We start from the raw sequence: 18,837 nt of genomic DNA on the forward strand, positions 1-18,837 counted from the left end.
GCTGCCCGATGAACCAGACCCGTGTTTTCCTGATTTTTGCCTGGCTGATGGTCGCGGCGTTGCTGTGGATGGAGTGGGGCAAGGACAAGGCGGCTGCCAATGCGCCGGTGGTCGCGGCGACGCAGTCGGTGCCGGCGGCGCGCGACCTGGATGCGGCAGCGCCGAGCGCGGCCAATGTACCTTCGGCCCAGGCCATTCCGCAGGCCGGCGCGCTGGGCACCGTGCCGGCGACCAGCAGCACTGCGGCGACACCGGCTGCTGCCGGCGCTGCGCCGGTGGTGACCCTGACCTCGGACGTGCTGCGCCTGAAGCTGGATGGCCGCAGCGTGCTCGATGCCGAGCTGCTGCAGTTCCCGCAGACCAAGGACGGCACCGCGCCGGTCAGCCTGCTGACCGAAGATCCGGCGCACCCCTATAACGCCACCAGCGGCTGGGCCAGCGAGCATTCGCCGGTGCCGGGTGTGGGCGGCTTCCGCGCCGAGCAGCCGGGCACGACGTTCGAACTGGCCAAGGGCCAGAACACGCTGGTGGTGCCGTTCGTCTGGAATGGCCCCGACGGCGTCTCGATCCGTCGCACCTTCACCCTGGAGCGCGGCCGCTATGCGATCTCGATCAAGGACGAGGTGATCAACAAGAGTGGCGCGCCGTGGAACGGCTACGTGTTCCGCAAGCTGAGCCGGGTGCCGACCATCCTCAGCCGCGGCATGACCAATCCGGACTCATTCAGCTTCAATGGCGCGACCTGGTACAGCCCGCAGGAAGGCTATGAGCGCCGCGCGTTCAAGGACTACATGGACGACGGTGGCCTGAATCGCCAGATCACCGGCGGCTGGGTGGCGCTGCTGCAGCACCACTTCTTCACCGCCTGGATTCCGCAGAAGGACCAGGCCTCGCTGTACGTGCTGGCCCAGGACGGCCCACGCGACGTGGCCGAGCTGCGTGGACCGGCCTTCACCGTGGCGCCGGGCCAGACCGCCAGCACCGAAGCGCGCCTGTGGGTGGGCCCGAAGCTGGTCAGCCTGATCGCCAAGGAAGACGTCAAGGGCCTGGACCGCGTGGTCGATTACAGCCGCTTCTCGATCATGGCCATCATCGGCCAGGGCCTGTTCTGGGTGCTGAGCCATCTGCACAGCTTCCTGCACAACTGGGGCTGGGCCATCATCGGCCTGGTGGTGCTGCTGCGTCTGGCGCTGTATCCGCTGTCGGCTGCGCAGTACAAGTCCGGTGCCAAGATGCGTCGCTTCCAGCCCCGCCTGGCGCAACTCAAGGAGCGCTACGGCGACGATCGCGTCAAGTACCAGCAGGCGACGATGGAGCTGTTCAAGAAGGAAAAGATCAACCCGATGGGCGGCTGCCTGCCGCTGCTGATCCAGATGCCGATCTTCTTCGCGCTGTACTGGGTGCTGGTGGAGTCGGTGGAACTGCGCCAGGCGCCGTGGCTGGGCTGGATCCAGGATCTGACTGCGCGCGACCCGTACTTCATCCTGCCGCTGCTCAACATCTCGATCATGTGGGCCACGCAGAAGCTGACCCCGACCCCGGGTATGGACCCGATGCAGGCCAAGATGATGCAGTTCATGCCGCTGGTGTTCGGCGTCATGATGGCCTTCATGCCGGCCGGCCTGGTGCTGTACTGGGTGGTCAACGGCGGCCTGGGTCTGTTGATCCAGTGGTGGATGATCCGCCAGCACGGCGAGAAGCCGAGCAAGATCATCCAGGCCAACGCCAAGTAAGTTCACCAAGGCCCGCCGCAAGGCGGGCTTTCTGCATGTCAGCCCGCATGTATTGCCTGTTGTCTGTTTCGCCAAGGACGCCGTCGTGACCACATCGCCGTTGCATCGCCTGTTGCTGTGCGCAAGTTGCGTGGGAGTGCTGGCGTTGGCCGGCTGCGGCACGCAGGACGCCAGCGACGCTGCCGCCGCCGCGAAGCCCACTGCTGCAACGCGTGCTGACACGCAGGCGGACAAGACCGGGAACGCCACCGGTGCATTGATCGCGCAACTGCGCCAACATCTGGACCGGCACCGCCGCATCATCGTGCTGCTGGCCGATGAGGACACGCAAACACCACGCGATCGCGCCACCTCCAGCAGCGTGGGCCAGCAGTTGTTTCACGAAAACCTGGAGCAGCGCGAGCGCATTGCCGCATCGTTCGACAGCGTGCTGATCTCCCAAGACGCACGCCGGTTCGCGACGATTGCCGCGGTGCTGGACGAAGTGGAATCTGCGCCGGATCTGTTCGATGCCGACCGCCTGGCATTTGCCGAGGTGCTGCGCGATCTGCATGCACGCATCGGCCGCGACTCTGCATTGCCGGCGGTGAAACTGCATCAGCGCATCGGCGAGGATCTGGAAGCGCTGGACGAGATCGAGCGCAGCTACGACAAAGAGTTGACGCAGATCTTCAGTCGTTTCGATCGCAGCCGCGCCATCGTGCCCAAGCGCGAGAAATGGGGCGACTACGTGGCGCATCTGCGCACGCTCTACACGCGCGAGAACATCCTGCGCGACCATGGCGTGGTCGAGCCGTACCCGTTGTCCGCGCGCGACAGCGACAGCGAAGTGTTCGGCCGCGACCTGCCGCCCAAGACGGTGGTGCTCACCTTCGACGATGGCCCGCACAAGGCCTACACCGAGGAGGTCGTGGCGATTCTCAAGCGCTACGATGTGCCAGGCGTGTTCTTCGAAGTGGGGCGCAATCTCGGCAGTGTGGATGCCGCCGGCAAAGCGCAACTTGCGCCGCTGTCCAAGATCAGCCACACGCTGATGGAAGAAGGCTACGCCGTGGGGAACCACAGCCTGACCCACGCACAGTTGTCCAAAACCACTGGCGATGCAATGCGTCGCCAAGTGCTGGATACCGACATGTTGCTGCGTGCGGTGGACGACAAACGCGCGCCGCTGTTCCGGTTTCCGTATGGCGCACGCAATGCGGAAGGCTTGCAGCTGCTGGGCGAGGCCGGCCTGAAATCGATCATGTGGAACATCGACTCGCTGGACTGGGCCGACCCGGTGCCCGAATCCATCGTGCAGCGCGTGCTCGATCAAGTGAACAAGGAGCAGCGGGGCATCGTGCTGTTCCATGACATCCACGATCGCGCAGTGAAAGCGCTGCCTCAGATTCTGGATCGGCTCATCGCCGACGGGTACCAGTTCGCCGGCTGGAATGGCCGTGAGTTTTCGGTCGCGCGTGCACCCAACGCAATGGCCGATGCCACGGTGACCACCGGCTATGCGAAATCGTGGGCGATCGTGATCGGTATCGACGACTACGCGCAGTGGCCCAAGCTGGAATATGCGGCCAACGATGCGCAGGCAATTGCCAGTACCCTGACTGGGCCGTTGGGATTTCCGTCCTCGCAAGTGATCGTGCTCAAGGACGGGCAGGCCACGCGCAACAATATCCTGGCCGCATTCCACGACCGCCTCGGCGAAGGCCGTGCACAAACCAACGACCGCGTGTTCGTGTTCTTTGCCGGGCATGGCGCCACACGACGGCTCGCTTCCGGTCGCGATCTTGGTTACATCATTCCGGTCGACTCGGACCCGCAGCATCTGGCCAGCGATGCGATCGCAATGAGCGATTTGCAGAACATCGCCGAAAGCCTGCAGGCCAAGCACGTCTTCTTCGTGATGGATGCGTGCTACAGCGGGCTGGGATTGACGCGTGGCGGGCCGACGTCCAGCGCGTACCTGCGCGAGAACGCGCGGCGTATTGCGCGCCAGATGCTCACCGCCGGCGGCGCCGATCAACAGGTGGCCGACAGCGGGCCCAATGGGCATTCGGTGTTCACCTGGGTGCTGTTGCAGGCATTGGCCGGCAAGGGCGACCTCAATGGCGATGGCTTGATCACCGGAACCGAACTGGCCGCGTACGTGGCGCCTGCAGTCTCGGCAGTCTCGGCGCAGACGCCGGCCTTCGGCAGCCTGCCCGGTTCGCAAGGCGGCGAATTCGTGTTCCAGGTTCCCAGCGGCGAAGAATTTCTCACTGCGCAGACCGCGCAGCTGTCGGCCGATGCGATTGCGCTCAACTCACGCGTGGACGCAGCGCGCCCTGTGCCGGCCGCAGCCGGTGCGACAGCGGCTGCAGCGCCGGTGACGGTGAAGACCCTGCAAGGTGGTCAGGCCACGCTGGTGTTGCCCACCGCAGTGAAGAGCAGCGATCGCCAACGCGCACAGCTGGCCAACGAACGCGGCCTGCAGTTGTACAAGGAACAGCGCTATGCCGACGCGGCCGAGCAATTTGCCGAGGCACTGAAGCTGCGCCCGGATTTTGCGCTGGCGGCCAACAACCTGGGCTTTGTGTATTACCGTCAGGGGCGCTTTGCCGAATCGGCGCGCTGGCTGGAAAACACCTTGAAGATCGATCCCTCGCGCGCGGTGGCCTATCTCAATCTCGGCGATGCATATGCGAAGGCAGGTGATCGCGACAAGGCGCGCAAGGCCTATTCCACGTACCTGGAATTGCAGCCGCAAGGCAGTGGTGCCGAGCAGGCGCGCGCGCAGCTGCAATCGTTGTGACCGGACGTCGCGACACGACACGGCGTGCAGACGCCAGTCAGCGCGAATGTCGCCACGGCAGGTGATTCAAAGGAACCCGCACACACGCGGATCGGCACTGGTGGCCGCGCCGTTTAAAATCTCTGTGTCCCTTTTCAATCCTCGTTAGAGCAGTGCCCATGGCGTCTTCCACCTCTACCATCGTTGCCATTGCCAGTGCTGCCGGAATCGGCGGTGTGGGGATCGTGCGCCTGTCCGGGCCGCAGTCGGTGCAGATCGCAGCGCAGCTTGGAATCGCGGTGCTGCAGCCGCGGCATGCGCACTACGCGCGTTTTCGCGACGGGCAGGGCGCCGTCATCGACGATGGCATTGCGCTGTGGTTCAACGCGCCGCACAGCTTTACCGGCGAAGACGTCGTCGAGCTGCAAGGCCATGGCAGCCCGGTGCTGTTGCGGCAACTGGTTGCCCGCTGCATCGAACTGGGGGCACGCCAGGCACGCGCCGGTGAGTTCAGCGAACGTGCCTTTCTCAACGGCAAGCTCGATCTTGCGCAGGCCGAGGCGATCGCCGACCTGATCGCAGCCGGCGACCTGCGGGCGGCACGCGCAGCGCGGCGCGCACTGGACGGGGTGTTTTCGCAACGGGTCGATGCATTGGCCGAAACCCTGACCCGCCTGCGCATCCATGTCGAGGCCGCCATCGACTTTGCCGACGAGCCCCTCGATACCTTGGGCGGGAACCAGCTACGCGATGGTCTGGGCCAGGCGCGCAACGTACTCGCGCAGCTGCTGCGCGATGCCGAACGCGGACGCAAGTTGCGCGACGGCCTGCATGCGGTGTTGATCGGTCCGCCCAACGCCGGCAAGAGTTCCCTGCTCAATGCGCTGGCCGGTAGCGACCGTGCGATCGTCACCGATGTTGCCGGCACCACCCGCGACACCTTACGCGAAGCCATCCAGCTCGACGGGTTCGAGTTGACCCTGGTCGATACCGCCGGCCTGCGCGATGGCGGCGATGCGATCGAACGCGAAGGCATGCGCCGCGCACGTGCCGAGCTGGAACGCGCCGACCTGGCGCTGGTGGTGCTGGATGCACGCGACCCGCAGGCCGCCCGCGATGCCATCGGCGATGCCATCGGCGATGCCATCGGCGATGCCATCGATGCGGTGCCGCGTCAGCTGTGGATCCACAACAAGTGTGATCTGCTTGCCGATGCCGCGCAGATCGATGCCAACGCGATCGCCGTTTCGGCCGTGACCGGGCAGGGACTTGAGCAATTGCACACCCGCCTGCGCGAGCTTGCACTGGGCGATGGCGTGGACAGCGTCGATGGCGAATTCTCCGCCCGCACCCGGCATGTCCAAGCGCTGCGTCGCGCCGAACGCCACGTGGACGCTGCCGATCTGGAACTGGGTTTCGAGCAGCTGGAACTGGCTGCCGAAGAACTGCGCCTGGCACATGAAGCGCTCGGCGAGATCACCGGAAAGCTCAGTGCCGATGACCTGCTCGGCAAGATCTTCTCGAGTTTTTGCATCGGCAAGTGATGCGTGGTGTGCAGCGCGCTGGGGCGGGCGGGAACCGTTGAACCGGCCGCGGTCAAACGCATCTGCCGCCGCACATCATCGGCGTGGACGGCGATGCGGGCGCAAACGCTCGCACCTCGTCCGAGCCCAGCAGGCGCAGCGGCCGTGCGCTTGCCGTGGACTACATCACCCCAGGCAATACGGTCTTCAGCGCCTGGCCTTCGGCGTTGCACGCAGCCACCGCGGACGCAGCCGGCTGCTTGGCCTGCGCCTGTTCGATCTCGCGGCGTGCGGCGGCCAGGTCTTTTTCGAACGCAGGATTGGCGTGCAATGCGGCGACCGTGGCGGCGCCCACCACGCGGCCCTGGGTGACATCGCTCTGCCAGTGCACGTTGCAGACTAGGCGGCTGTCGCCGAAGGCGCGGCCGCGCGCGAGCAGGGCATCGCGGCGGGCAGGGGCGATTTCCGACAGGATCAGGCCCCAGGTCCAGCCGATGGCGGTGTGGCCGGAGGGGTAGGAGCCGTTCTTGCGCAGCGCCGCGTCATCGGCCGGGGTGCACATCGGTTGGGCGTTGCGCATGAAAGGACGCGGGCGTTGGTAGCGTGCCTTGGCGGCGCTGGTCGCGGTGCTGGCATCGCGCATGCTGCGTTCGAGCAGACCGATCAGATGCGGGGTGCTGGTCTGGTCGATCTGGATGCCCAGCGCGCAGCTGAAGTGCGTGGCGGCAGCCGGAAAGCTCAGGACCGCGTCCTGCGCGGCCAGCTCCCAGCGCGGTGTCCCGCGCAGGGCGAGCATGGCCTTGGCGACTGCCTCGTCGTTGGCGAGCGCAGCGCTGCCCTCCTGCGGTGGCGGTGGTACCAGCTGCACGCTGTCGGGCAGTTGTTGTTGTTCTAGATACCCATGCGCGTCGGTGGCGAGCACCGAATCTTTCGAGGCTGGCTTGTCGCGTGCACTTGCGATGCCGCTGCCGATCAACAGTGCGGCGACGGCAACGCTGACCAGCGTCCGATGAAAGTGGCGAGCACTGCGCTGGGACATAGCAACCTCAGACAACACGAATGGAAGAGCCCGCAGATTACGACGGCTCGATGACAGCTGCATGCCAAGGCAACGCAGCAACGGCGAGGGATGCGAAACGGTTGTCGTTGCACTGTCATGTTTCGGTCGCATCGACGCAAGACAACTGTCGCACGCTTGCCGCCATCTTTTGACTCGTCCCCAACGCCGCTCATGCCCAAGACCCATCAATTAAGTGCCGCCGTTCTCGCCGCGCTCGTGCTCGCACCTGCCGTTTACGCCGCCGACCTTGAGGTGTCTGCCGATACCGGTGCGACGGTGCAGCAACTCGATGCGGTGTCGGTGATCGGTCAGGGCGAAACGCGCCAGGTGCAGCGCATCACCCAGCAGGACATCCCGGTATTGCCGCCAGGTACCAGCATCCAGAAGCTGCTCAACCGCATGCCGGGCGTCAATGTGCAATCCAACGATGCATTCGGTGCCAACGAAGAGTCGCAGACGATCAGCCTGCGCGGTTTCAACGGCACGCGCCTGGGCTATACGCTCGACGGTCTGCCGCTGGGCGATAACGCGTATGGCAACTACAACGGCCTCAACATCAGCCGCGCATTGATCGCAGAAAACTTCGGCGGCGTGGAGCTGGCCTCGGGCATCGGTGCGTTGGGCACGGCGTCGACCAGCAACCTGGGCGGCACCATCCAGTATTACTCGGCCGATCCGTCCAGCGTATTCGGCGGCCAGGTCTCGCAGACGGTGGGCTCCGACGCCAACCGCCGCACCTTCCTGCGCGTGGATACCGGCGACTACAACGGGTTTTCGGCGTATGTGTCCGGCATCAATGCCGAAGCGGACATGTGGGCGCGCCCGGAATCGCCGACCACCACGCGGCAGTTCAATGCCAAGGGCGTGTACCAGTTCGATGGCGGCAAGCTGACCGCATTCGCCGATACCTCGCGGACCTCGCAGGCCGACTATGCGTATCTGTCCAAGAGCGGCATGGCGCGTGGCCTGGGCTGGGACTGGAATCTGTACGCGCCGGACTGGAACCGCGCCTTGGCCGCAGCGTATTGCGCACCGGCCACGCGCAACGCCGCGCGTTGCGGCTTCAGTGGCGGCGTGGACAACATCGACGATGCGTATTACCAGAGCCGCGCCTTGCGCGACGACGACCTGTTCTATGTCGCCGGCGACTTCCAGCCCAACGATGCGATCAGCCTGCACACGCAGGTCTATCACCACGAAAACAAGGGCCAGGGCCACTGGTGGTCGCCGGGCCAGGCCTCCAACCCCGGCACGCCGCAGGCATTGCCGATCTCCATCCGCAGCACCAATTACTGGATCAACCGCACCGGCGGCATCGCCTCGCTCGGGTGGGAGTTGGGCCCGCATCACCTGGAAGCGGGCCTGTGGTATGAGCGCAATCACCATGATGTGGAGCGCAACTTCTACTGGATCACCGGGCCGGTCAGCGACGATAAGTTCCTGCAGAATCCCAACCGTCGCCTGTTCTCGCAGAACTACGTCATCACCACGCGCCAGTTCTATGTGCAGGGCAATTTCAAGTTCTTCGATGAGCGTCTGAGCCTGGACCTGGGCATCAAGAGCCCGAGCACGGAAATGACCGCGCGCGAGACGCCGGGCGTGGCGGTGGAAGCGCCGGTGGCCACCGGCTCGCTCAAGGCCAGCGAATCGGTGTTGCCGCAGATCGGCTTGGGCTATCGCCTGGCCGAAGGCCAGGAAGTGTTCACCTCGTACGCGGAAAACATCGCCGCATTCCAGGGCGGCGGCGCCGGCGGCCCGTTGCTGGTGACCCAGGCCTCGTTCGATGCCAGCGTCGGCGCATTGGAGCCGGAGAAATCGCGCACGCTGGAAGCGGGCTATCGCTTCGTGCGCGACCGCTTCGAAGCCTCGCTGGTCGGCTACGACGTGACCTTCGATAACCGCCTGCTTTCGCTCAACCCCTGCGCCAGCATCCAGCAGGGCACGACGCCGGCATGCACCACGCGCTTCTTCAACGTCGGCTCGGTGAGCAGCCGCGGCGGCGAACTGACGGTGATCTGGAAGCCGACCAGCTACCTGCAATGGTACAACTCGGCCTCGATCAATCGCTCCACCTACGACGACAACTACGTGCAGAACGGGGTGGTGATTCCCACCGCCGGCAAGTACACCGTCGACACGCCCAAGCGCATGTTCGCCAGCGAACTGGCCTTCAATTACGGGCCTTGGAATCTCAACCTGCGCGGGAAGTACACCGGCCAGCGCTATTACACCTATACCAACGACCAGGGCTTTGGCGGCTACACCGCCTTCGATGCGGGCGGCGGTTATGACTTCGGCCAGGTCGGTGTGCTGCAGGGTCTCAAGCTCTCGCTCAATGTCACCAACCTCACCGACAAGCGTTACGCCTCCAATCTCACCGCGTTCGCCAACACCGACCCGAACGGGCGTCAGCTGGCCTTCCATGCCAGTGCGCCGCGGCAAGTGTTCTTGACGCTGGATGCCAAGTTCTGAGGACGCGAATCGGGAATCGGGAGTGGGGAATCGTAAGAGCCGGTCTTGCGGTTGCTTACCGATTTCGGTTTCGATCGACGCAGACGGTTTTAGGCTGGCTCACAAGACGTCGCAAGCGATTTTCCGGCGGGTGCGGACGATGCAGCGGAAGCGGGATGTACAGTCGTACCTCCCGCGCCGCCCATCGAGTGGACTCGCCTGGCGGCCATACGTCGATTCGGTACCTGTTTTTCGTTGGAGAGATGCATGACGCAGTTCGGTCGTATCTGGTTGGTGGGAGCGATGATGGTTGGCACGAGCGGCCCTGCAGTTGCCGAAGCGCCGCTGGCCAAGACGGTGCAGATCTTTGCGCACCGCGGCGCCAGTGCGCTGCGTCCGGAACACACCCTGGCCTCTTATGCCAAAGCCATTGTCGATGGCGCCGATTTTGTCGAGCCGGATCTGGTGTCGACGAAGGATGGCGTGCTGATCGCGCGGCACGAGAACGAGATCGGCGGCACCACCGATGTGGCGAGCCATCCGGAGTTCGCGGCGCGCAAGACGCGCAAAACCATCGATGGCCAGGCGATGGAAGGCTGGTTTACCGAAGATTTCAGCCTGGCCGAGTTGAAGACGCTACGTGCGCGCGAGCGACTGCCGCAGCTGCGCGGCACGCGCTGGGACGGGCAATTCCAGGTCGTGACCTTCGATGAAATCATCGATTTCGTCGCTGCAGAATCGGCAGCGACCGGGCGCGCCATCGGGCTCATTCCGGAGATCAAGCACCCGAGCTATTTCAAGGCGCTTGGCCTGCCGATGGAAGACAATGTGCTGGCCACCTTGCAGGCGCATGCCTATACCCGGACTGCGCCGGTGATCATCCAGTCGTTCGAGACCGGCAACCTGCGCTATCTGCGCAGCAAGATCGGCCGCACCAGCAACATCAGCCTGCTGCAGTTGCTCGGTGGCGCGCAGGTGGCGCTGCCCGATGCCGGCGCGGACGGTGCGCCGAAGACCTACGGGCAGATGATCACGCCCGACGGCCTCAAGCAGGTCGCACGCTATGCCGACGCAATCGGCCCCGACATCCGTAGCATCATCCCGCTGGATGCGCAGCAACGCCTGGGGACGCCCACCCGCCTGGTGCACGATGCGCATGCGGCCGGTTTGCAGGTGCAGCCCTACACCTTCCGACCGGAGAACTACTTTCTGGCCGCCAACAACCGCAGCAGTGGCGCGGTGACCGAGCGCAACGACGCCGGTGCATTGGTCGAGTTGCAGGCGTATCTGGATGCCGGGATCGATGCGTTCTTCGCCGACGATCCGGGCCTGGCGCGGCGCGCGTTGAGCGGGCATTCCTTGCGCTAGCCAGCAGCCGTAGGAGCGTGCCAGCGCGCGACGAGCTCTGCCGGTAAAGCCCATCGCGCGCGGGCACGCTCCTACGCAGAGCAGAGCAACGCCATCGATCGCGCGGGCAAAGTTGAGACGTGATCTGAACGCCGGTATCGATGCGTTTTCGCCGATGACCTTAGCATGGCGTGGCGCGCATTGAGCGGGCACCGTCGCGTCAGGTAGCGCCTGTAGGAGCGCACCCGGGCACGACGAAGCGTTACCGGGGAAGCTCCATCGCGCCCGGGCGCGCTCCTACGCATGGCATGGCAACGCGATCGACCCACTCGTAGTTGCCTGATACGTCTCAGGTTCCCGGCGGGCGTTCGCGCGGCGGGAAATGCAGCACCACGTTGTCTGAGCCATCGTCCTGGCGCTGCCACAGCACGGGCACCTGACGCGGCGGTGGCGGTTCCAGCATCGCGTGCTCGGGGTTGCTCACTTCCCAGGCAGCGTCTTCGTCCTCGTCTTCCCAGCTGTAGCGCGGCCTGGCCTGTTGCGGGTCGCGCAGGCGCAGCAGCAGGGCGGCGATCAACCCGGCCACCGCACCGCCCAGATGCGATTGCCAGGACACGCCGGCTTCGTGCGGCAGGATGGTCATCAGCATGCCGCCGTAGAACAGGAAGGCGATCATGCTGGTGGCGATCGCGGGGCGGTCGCGGCGTAGCAAGCCCAGCACGAACACCAGGAACATCAGCCCGTGGGTCACGCCGCTGGCACCCAGGTGCCGGCTGCCGGGTTCGCCCAGCAGCCACGCGCCCAGGCCCGAGCCCAGCCACAACAGCGGCAGCGCCATCACGGTGGCACGCGGATACACGCTGCCGGCCAGCGTGCCCAGGATCAGCAGCGCGGCGGCATTGGCGCCCAGGTGCGCCAGCGAGCCGTGCAGCAGCGGTGCGGTAAGGATGCCGAGCAGGCCGTCGGCCTGTAGCGGCGCCACCGCCCAGGCGCGCCAGTCGAACATGCCCTGGGCGGTGAATACCGCCACCAGCAACAACACGGCGGCCAGGCTGATGTTGAAGGCACGCAAGATCCGGGAACGATCCAGGCGAGCTTGGGTGGTGGTTTCTGCGGCGGCAACAGGATGCGGTGTCATACCTTCACGGATGGCGTCGCACGGGGGTTTTACAAGCCTGCCCGGCGCGGGATAAGCAGGCCCGGCGACGGGATAATCCAATCCCGGCGCCGATCGTTGGCGCATCCGCCTGCGCCACATCACGGATGATCTGTTGCTTGGCTGCAGGGTCCTTGCCCGCCCACCATCGCCGGACACGCTACAAGTACGTCCTTGTGAGCTCTGGCGCGGCATCCATGCCGCGCAAGGTCCCGCGACGGTGAGCGGGCAAGGACCAGTGGAGATGGTCGGTGCGCCTGTTTTCAACAAAGCCACCTACAACTCTTTGGTGCGGTGTCCTCGCCGCTTGCGAGACCGTTGGCGGCATGGATGCCGGCATCGAGTCCCCAGGGACGGGTTCACGGTGTGTCCCGCGAGCGGTGAGGGTACCGCGCCCTCGACTCACCTAGCTTTTGATTGTTGATCGTCGCTTGGCTGCAGGGCCCTTGCCCGCCCACCATCGCGGGACACGCTGCACGTACGTCCTTGTAGGCGCTTACGCAGCGTCCATGCCACATAAGGTCCCGCGCCGGTGAGCGGGCAAGGACCTGTCGAGATGGTCGACGCGCATGGTTGCCAGCAGTGCAGGCTGCGCCACCAATCCCGAATCCCGACTGCCCAATCCCGGCCCCTCAGTGCCCGGCAGGCTTGGGTGGGCGCAGCAGGCTCAGCACGATGGTGCCCACCAGGATCGCCACCACCACGCCCAGCGACACCAGCACCGGGATCTTGTACAGATCGATGATCATCATCTTGATGCCGATGAACACCAGGATCACCGCCAGGCCGTAGGGCAGCAGGTGGAAGCGGTCGGCCATGCCGGCCAGCAGGAAGAACATCGCGCGCAGGCCCAGCACCGCGAACACGTTGGAGGTGAGCACGATGAACGGGTCGGTGGTGATCGCGAAGATCGCCGGGATGCTGTCCACCGCGAAGATCACGTCGATCACCGCGATCAGGATCAGCACCACGAACAGCGGCGTAAACCAGCGCTTGCCGTCCTTGATCACGCTGAGCAGGTTGCCGTGGTACTGCGGGCTCAGGCGCAGGTGCCGGCGCATCCAGCGCAGCACCGGGTTGGCTTCCAGATCCGGCTCCTTGCCGGCGGAGAACCACATCTTGATGCCGGTCAGCAGCAGGAACGCGCCGAACACGTAGAGCAGCCAATGGAACTTGGCCAGCAGCATCGAGCCGGCAAAGATCATGATCGCGCGCAGCACGATCGCGCCCAGCACACCGATGATCAGCACGCGCTGGCGCTGTTCTTCGGGCACGCCGAAGTAGGTCATCACCATCAGGAACACGAAGATGTTGTCGACCGCCAGGGATTTTTCCACCAGGTAGCCGGTGAGGAACTGCAGCCCGATCTGGTCGGCCTGCGCGTCCCCGACGCTGCCTTGCAGGTACCACCACAGCCCGGCATCGAAGGCCAGCGCCAGCAGCACCCAACCGATGCTCCACCAGGTGGCTTCCTTGAAGGTCACCTTGTGGGCGCCCCCGTGGCGCATCAGCACCAGATCGATCAGCAGCGCGGCGACCACCACCACCGCGAAGCCACCCCATAACCAGACGTTGCCAATGGTTTGCATAAGAATCCCGAAAAAGTGAAAGCGGCCTGGACAGCCGGTTGGGCTGAGGCCTTGTGACACGGAAATCGTGGATTCCGGGTGACGGACCTTCGCCTGCGCGGCGAAGGTCTCGCTCGCAACCGGCTGGGCCGGTTGCCGTTGCACCGGAGCGCCTGATGCCAGGGCTCGTCATGACGGCGACAACGCTGGGAGCTACTCCCCTTCTGCGCCCGATTCTGCGTGCCCGGCGCAGGCACGTCAATCCAGCCGGATACAATGGGCCGATGAATATTCCAGTCCCCCTCGTCCGTCTCAAGAATGCCTGGCGCTCCAGCCACCCGTGGATCTTCCAGAAGTTGGTGGAAAAGCCTGCCGCCAAGCCCAAGCCCGGCACCATCGTCGATGTGGTCGGCGTGGACGGGGAGTGGGTCGGGCGCGGCTTCTACAACGGCCATTCGCGCATTGCCGTGCGCATCCTGGAAACCGACCGGTCGGTACCGGTGGATGCGGGCTGGTTCTCGCGCAAGATCGCCGCGGCAGTGAGCCTGCGCCGCGACTGGCTCAAGCTCGATGGCGTGTCCGATGCCTGGCGCGTGGTGCACAGCGAAGGCGACGGCCTGTCCGGCCTGGTGGTGGACCGCTACGGCGACCTGGTGGTGGTGGAGTTCTTCGCCGCCGGCATGTTCCGCCACCGCGAATGGATCTACGAGGCGCTGCGCGAACAGTTCCCCGGCTGCCGCTTCCACAGCTTTGCCGACGAGCACGTGCAGAAGCAGGAAAGCTTCGACTTCCACAGCAACACCACCACGGAAGCTGCGGTGATCACCGAGCACGGCATCAAGTTCCGCGCCGACCCGGCCGGTGCGCACAAGACCGGCTTCTTCGCCGACCAGCGCGACAACCGGCAGTGGCTGAGCGAGCAGGTGGACGGCAAGACCGTGCTGGACCTGTGCTGCAACACCGGCGGCTTTGCGGTGTATGCGGCCGCCCGTGGGGCAGCCGAGGTGCTGGGCGTGGACATCGACGAAGACGTCATCGCCATCGCCAAGGGCAACGCCAAGCTCAATAACGTGCGGCCCAAGTTCGTGCAGGCCGACATCTTTCCGTGGCTGCGCGACGCGGCCAATCGCGGCGAACAGTTCGATGTGGTGATCCTGGACCCGGCCAAGATGACCCGCGACCGCGACCAGGTGATCCCCGCGCTGAAGAAGTACCTGGACATGAATAAATTGGCGCTGGGCGTGGTCAAGCCCGGCGGCCTGTTCGCCACCTTCTCGTGCACCGGCCTGGTGGCCGAGCAGGAGTTTCTGGACATGCTGCGGCGCGCCTCGTATTTCTCCGGCCGCACCATCCAGATCCTGAAAGTGGCCGGCGCCGGTTCCGATCATCCGTTCATGGCGCATGTGCAGGAATCGCGCTATTTGAAGGCGGTGTTCTGCCGGGTGATGTAGCAGCGCGTTGCGGCGGAAGACGGTCTGCCGCGTTGCAGGCAGCGTCTTCCGCGCCGCGATGCCATCGCATCGCCGGCCAGCAGTAGGTCGAAGCAGACATGCAACCAGGAGCCGGCGATGACCTCCAGCGACGAAGACGAACGCAAGGCCCTGCGCCGGTTGCTGCGTGAGATTGAGCGGCCTAATGCCAGCCTGCTGGCCAGCAACTGGCCGGTGTTCGGCGTGTGGCTGCTGTTTTCCGGGGCCTTCATGTACCTGTTCCAGACCGGCGACGGTTCGCCGCTGCACCCGTTGCTGCTGGCGCTGGGCTCGACCTGTCTGGGCGTGTTCGGTGCGTGGATCGTGTTCCGTTCGGTGTGGGCGCGGCAGTGGCCGCATGTGCGCGAGCACATCGATGTGGACAGCGTGCGCGCGCGGCTGGCGGAACTGGAGGACTGACGCGGCAGCGCGCGTAGCGATCCACGCGCGCTGGGCTGGCGGACGTATCCCACCGCTGCGCAACTACCGTCGGCGGGTGGCGCCGTCATTGCCGGTATTGCGGGGCCTTGCTTGACACGGTGGCGCGTGGTCGCGCCGTCGGCATCGCCACCTCATCGGCGTTGCAACTTGCACATCGCACGCTATGCCGCGCGGATTGACCGCAGCGCTGCAGCGTCCCATGTGTGCCGCAGTGCGCATGCAGCAAGCCGCTATGATCGGCTCACCCCCACTGCCTGAGAGATCGCATGCACCTGCGTCCGCTGTGCCTGTCTGTCGCGTTGTTGCTGGCCGCCGCGCCGCCTGCACATGCACTGGAATTTTCCAAGGCCGAACTGGCGCGCGCGACTGCCCTGCAGAAACGCCTGGTCACGCTGGATTCGCATCTGGACACGCCGGCCAATCTGGAGCGCGCCGACTTCGATGTGCTGCAGGCGCATGCCGGCAACCGCCTGTCGCAGGTGGATTACCCGCGCATGGTCGAAGGCGCGCTCGATGGCGGTTTTTGGGCGGTCTACACCGGCCAGGGCAATCGCAGTGCAGCCGCGCACCTGGACGACCGCGATGCCGGCCTGCAGCGTCTGCTGAAGATCCACACATTGGTGGCCGCGCAACCGCAGCGTTTTGCGTTGGCCACCACGCCGGCCGATGCCGCGCGCATCAAGGCCGACGGCAAGCGCGTGGTGTACATCAGCATGGAAAACGCCAGCCCGCTGGTGGCCGATCCCAGCTTGCTGCGCTTCTATTACGCGCAGGGGCTGCGCTTGATGAGCACCGTGCACTTTCTCAACAACGAGTTCGCCGATTCGGCCACCGACCCCAAGGGTGCCGAATGGAACGGCCTGAGCCCGGCCGGCAAACAGCTGGTGCAACAGGCACAGGCGCTGGGCATCGTGATCGATCAATCGCATGCCTCCGATGCGGTGTTCGACCAGTTGATTGCGCTGTCGCCGGTGCCGATCGTGCTCTCGCACAGCGGCGCGCGTGCGGTCTACAACCACCCGCGCAACATCGACGATGCACGCCTGAAGGTGCTGGCCGCGCATGGCGGGGTGATCCAGGTCAATTCCTACGGCGGCTATCTGGTGGACAGCGGCGCCAGCCCCGAGCGCAAGGCGGCCGAGAAGGCGCTTACCGACCAGTACGGCGGCTGGGAGCACGTCAAGATCGCCGACGGCACCAAACTCAGCGCCGCGCTGAAGGACCTGGATGCACGCTACCCGATCAAGCGCGCCACCGAAGAAGACTTCTTCGCGCATCTTGAGCACATCTTGGCCGTGGTCGGGCCCGAGCACGTGGGCATCGGCATGGATTGGGACGGCGGTGGCGGCGTGGTGGGCCTGGAAGACGTCTCCGACCTGCCGCGTATCACCGCATGGCTGCTGCGCAAGGGCTACAGCGAACAGCAGATCGCCGGCATCTGGGGCGGCAACCTGTTGCGGGTGATGGGCCAGGCGCAGGCGTATGCGGCGGGGAATCGGGAATCGGGAAGGGGGAATCGGTGAAGCAGGCTGCCGGGATTCGGTGGTGGTGATTCGGGATTCGGGAGTCGCACGGCTGGCGGTGCGCGCGGATGTGGTGCCGGCTGCTGCATCGGACCCGCCGGGATGGGGAAGTCCGCGCGTTGCCGGTGCGGCGTCTCGAACGATTCGCCAGCCGTGCACCTAGCGCCGATCCTCAGGCGCGTTCCGGTTCGGCCGATGCCGCGCGTGCCTGGTCCGAAATCGAGCGCGACTCCACCACGTCGCGCGCAGGCGTCGGGTGAGTGCGGGTGGTACATGCCACAGTGTGCACCGGCCGCCTGACGCAGTCCTTAGGCATTTGCACAAAAAGTGGGCCGTGCAGGCGTCTAAACCGGCAGCACCCTGACGAAGATTCCGTAAAAACGCTCAATCTAGAATGCGTCGACCGCCTACCCGGTGTCGGCGCTGCCGCACTGTGCACCGGCTGGCCGACCGACTGCTGGAGCGTGCGATGACCCAAGCTACCCGGCCCCTGCCGCCCCCCGATGGCATGGGCCCGACCTACCGCAAGATCCTGTGGCGGCTGATCCCGTTCCTGTTCGTCTGCTACCTGTTCAATTACCTGGACCGGGTCAATGTCGGCTTCGCCAAGCTGCAGATGCTGGGCGATCTGGGCATGAGCGAGACCGTGTACGGGCTGGGCGCGGGGATCTTCTTCATCGGTTACCTGGCCTGTGGAGTACCGAGCAACCTGATCCTGCAGCGCATCGGTGCCCGGCGCTGGGTGGCGATCATGATGGTCAGCTGGGGCCTGCTCTCCACCTGCCTGCTGTTCGTGCGCACCCCGGCCGGGTTCTACACCCTGCGCCTGCTCACCGGTGCGGCCGAGGCGGGCTTCTTCCCCGGCATCGTGCTGTACCTGACGCGCTGGTTCCCGCGTGCCCGGCATGGTCGGGTCATGACCGTCTTCATGTCGGCGATCCCGATCTCCGGGGTGCTGGGCGGGCCGTTGTCCGGTTGGATCCTGGGTCACTTCTCGGCCGGGCAGGGCGGGTTGGCCGGCTGGCAGTGGATGTTCCTGCTGCAGGGCCTGCCGACCGTGCTGCTGGGCATCGGGGTGTGGTTCCTGCTCAGCGACGGCGTGCAACAGGCCAGCTGGCTCACCCCGCAGGAAAAACAGGACCTGGCAGGCGTGCTGGCCGAGGACGAAGCAGGCAAGCCGGCCGGCGCGTCCACCTCGCTGGGCGCGGTACTGCGCAATCGGGCGGTGTGGCTGCTGGGCACGGTGTACTTCTGCATCCAGAGCGGGGTGTATGCGATCAACTTCTGGCTGCCGTCGATCATCCAGGGCAGCGGCGTCACCGACCCGATCCGCATCGGTCTGATGAGCGCCATCCCGTACCTGGCTGCTGCGGTGTTCATGGTGTTGATGGGCCGCTCGGCCGACCGCCGCGGCGAGCGGCGCTGGCATCTGGTGGTTCCGCTGCTGATGGGCGCGGCCGGCCTGTGCATCGCCGCCAGCGTCACCGACAACCTGGGTTTGGCCTTGTTCGGCATGACCCTGGCCACGATGGGGGCGGTCAGCGGCTTGCCGCTGTTCTGGCCGCTGACCAACGGCTTTCTCACCGCCGCGGCGGCGGCCGGCGGGCTGGCGCTGATCAATTCCACCGGCCAGGTGGCCGGTTTCCTCAGCCCGTATCTGGTGGGCTGGATCAAGGACGCCACCCACAGCACCGAGGTGGCGCTGTACGTGCTGGCCGGCGCCATGCTGCTGGGTGCCGCGCTGGTGCTGCGGGTGCCGGCGCGCGCGGTGAACCGGTGATGCGTCCGTCCCAGCGAGT

General features: G+C 65.5%; 12 protein-coding genes. 9 read left to right on the forward strand and 3 right to left on the reverse strand.

The genetic code is table 11. The features are described from left to right. Nucleotides 1–8: 8 nt before the first annotated feature. The 3 genes from yidC to mnmE all read left to right on the forward strand — a co-directional run bounded on the left by yidC (nt 9) and on the right by mnmE (nt 6,044). A complete protein-coding gene (yidC, locus tag FLG15_RS22300) occupies nt 9–1,733 on the forward strand; it encodes a membrane protein insertase YidC (RefSeq protein ID WP_150147445.1) in 1,725 nt (574 codons plus the stop codon). 85 nt (nt 1,734–1,818) lie between these two features. Continuing rightward, the gene (locus FLG15_RS22305) at nt 1,819–4,521 is read left to right on the forward strand and encodes a polysaccharide deacetylase family protein (protein WP_150147448.1); all 2,703 of its coding nucleotides are present in this window, start codon (nt 1,819–1,821) and stop codon (nt 4,519–4,521) included. 158 nt (nt 4,522–4,679) lie between these two features. Continuing rightward, complete coding sequence (gene mnmE / locus FLG15_RS22310; RefSeq protein ID WP_150147451.1) at nt 4,680–6,044, forward strand: tRNA uridine-5-carboxymethylaminomethyl(34) synthesis GTPase MnmE; 1,365 nt, start codon at nt 4,680–4,682, stop codon at nt 6,042–6,044. Between the two features lie 160 nt (nt 6,045–6,204). Here the strand turns inward: mnmE and FLG15_RS22315 are convergent, their stop codons facing one another. Continuing rightward, a complete protein-coding gene (locus tag FLG15_RS22315; protein WP_017155985.1) occupies nt 6,205–7,062 on the reverse strand; it encodes an acid phosphatase in 858 nt (285 codons plus the stop codon). 192 nt (nt 7,063–7,254) lie between these two features. On the opposite strand from FLG15_RS22315, the gene FLG15_RS22320 reads away from it, so the two are divergent. Together FLG15_RS22320 and FLG15_RS22325 are read left to right on the forward strand one after the other, a co-directional pair. Next, nucleotides 7,255–9,555: a TonB-dependent receptor gene (locus FLG15_RS22320; RefSeq protein WP_057679965.1), complete on the forward strand. Its 2,301-nt coding sequence runs from the start codon at nt 7,255–7,257 to the stop codon at nt 9,553–9,555. A 246-nt stretch (nt 9,556–9,801) separates the two neighbouring features. Continuing rightward, nucleotides 9,802–10,902 carry a glycerophosphodiester phosphodiesterase gene (locus FLG15_RS22325; protein ID WP_057679964.1) on the forward strand — a complete coding sequence of 367 codons (1,101 nt, stop codon included), beginning with the start codon at nt 9,802–9,804 and terminating at the stop codon, nt 10,900–10,902. A 328-nt stretch (nt 10,903–11,230) separates the two neighbouring features. Here FLG15_RS22325 and FLG15_RS22330 read toward each other — a convergent pair whose 3' ends face one another. Together FLG15_RS22330 and FLG15_RS22340 are read right to left on the reverse strand one after the other, a co-directional pair. Then, nucleotides 11,231–12,019 (reverse strand): rhomboid family intramembrane serine protease, encoded by a 789-nt coding sequence (locus tag FLG15_RS22330; protein ID WP_057687104.1) that lies wholly within the window; start codon nt 12,017–12,019, stop codon nt 11,231–11,233. Nucleotides 12,020–12,669: 650 nt separating this feature from the next. Further along, nucleotides 12,670–13,626: a TerC family protein gene (locus FLG15_RS22340; RefSeq protein WP_057677379.1), complete on the reverse strand. Its 957-nt coding sequence runs from the start codon at nt 13,624–13,626 to the stop codon at nt 12,670–12,672. A gap of 263 nt (nt 13,627–13,889) precedes the next feature. Here FLG15_RS22340 and FLG15_RS22350 point away from each other — a divergent pair, with 263 nt between their 5' ends. From FLG15_RS22350 to FLG15_RS22365, 4 genes are all read left to right on the forward strand, one after another. Continuing rightward, nucleotides 13,890–15,056, forward strand: a complete 1,167-nt coding sequence (locus FLG15_RS22350) for a class I SAM-dependent rRNA methyltransferase (RefSeq protein ID WP_057677378.1) — start codon at nt 13,890–13,892, stop codon at nt 15,054–15,056. A gap of 117 nt (nt 15,057–15,173) precedes the next feature. Continuing rightward, on the forward strand, nt 15,174–15,494 hold the full coding sequence (locus FLG15_RS22355) for a hypothetical protein (protein ID WP_017155990.1): 321 nt from the start codon (nt 15,174–15,176) through the stop codon (nt 15,492–15,494). Nucleotides 15,495–15,781: 287 nt separating this feature from the next. Next, the gene (locus FLG15_RS22360) at nt 15,782–17,038 is read left to right on the forward strand and encodes a dipeptidase (RefSeq protein WP_057687103.1); all 1,257 of its coding nucleotides are present in this window, start codon (nt 15,782–15,784) and stop codon (nt 17,036–17,038) included. Nucleotides 17,039–17,507: 469 nt separating this feature from the next. Then, entirely contained in the window at nt 17,508–18,818 is a 1,311-nt protein-coding gene (locus tag FLG15_RS22365; RefSeq protein WP_057677380.1) for an MFS transporter, read from the forward strand. Nucleotides 18,819–18,837: the final 19 nt, after the last annotated feature.

The organism is Xanthomonas phaseoli pv. dieffenbachiae, from assembly GCF_008639345.1.
GTDB classification, from domain to species: Bacteria; Pseudomonadota; Gammaproteobacteria; order Xanthomonadales; family Xanthomonadaceae; genus Xanthomonas; species Xanthomonas phaseoli.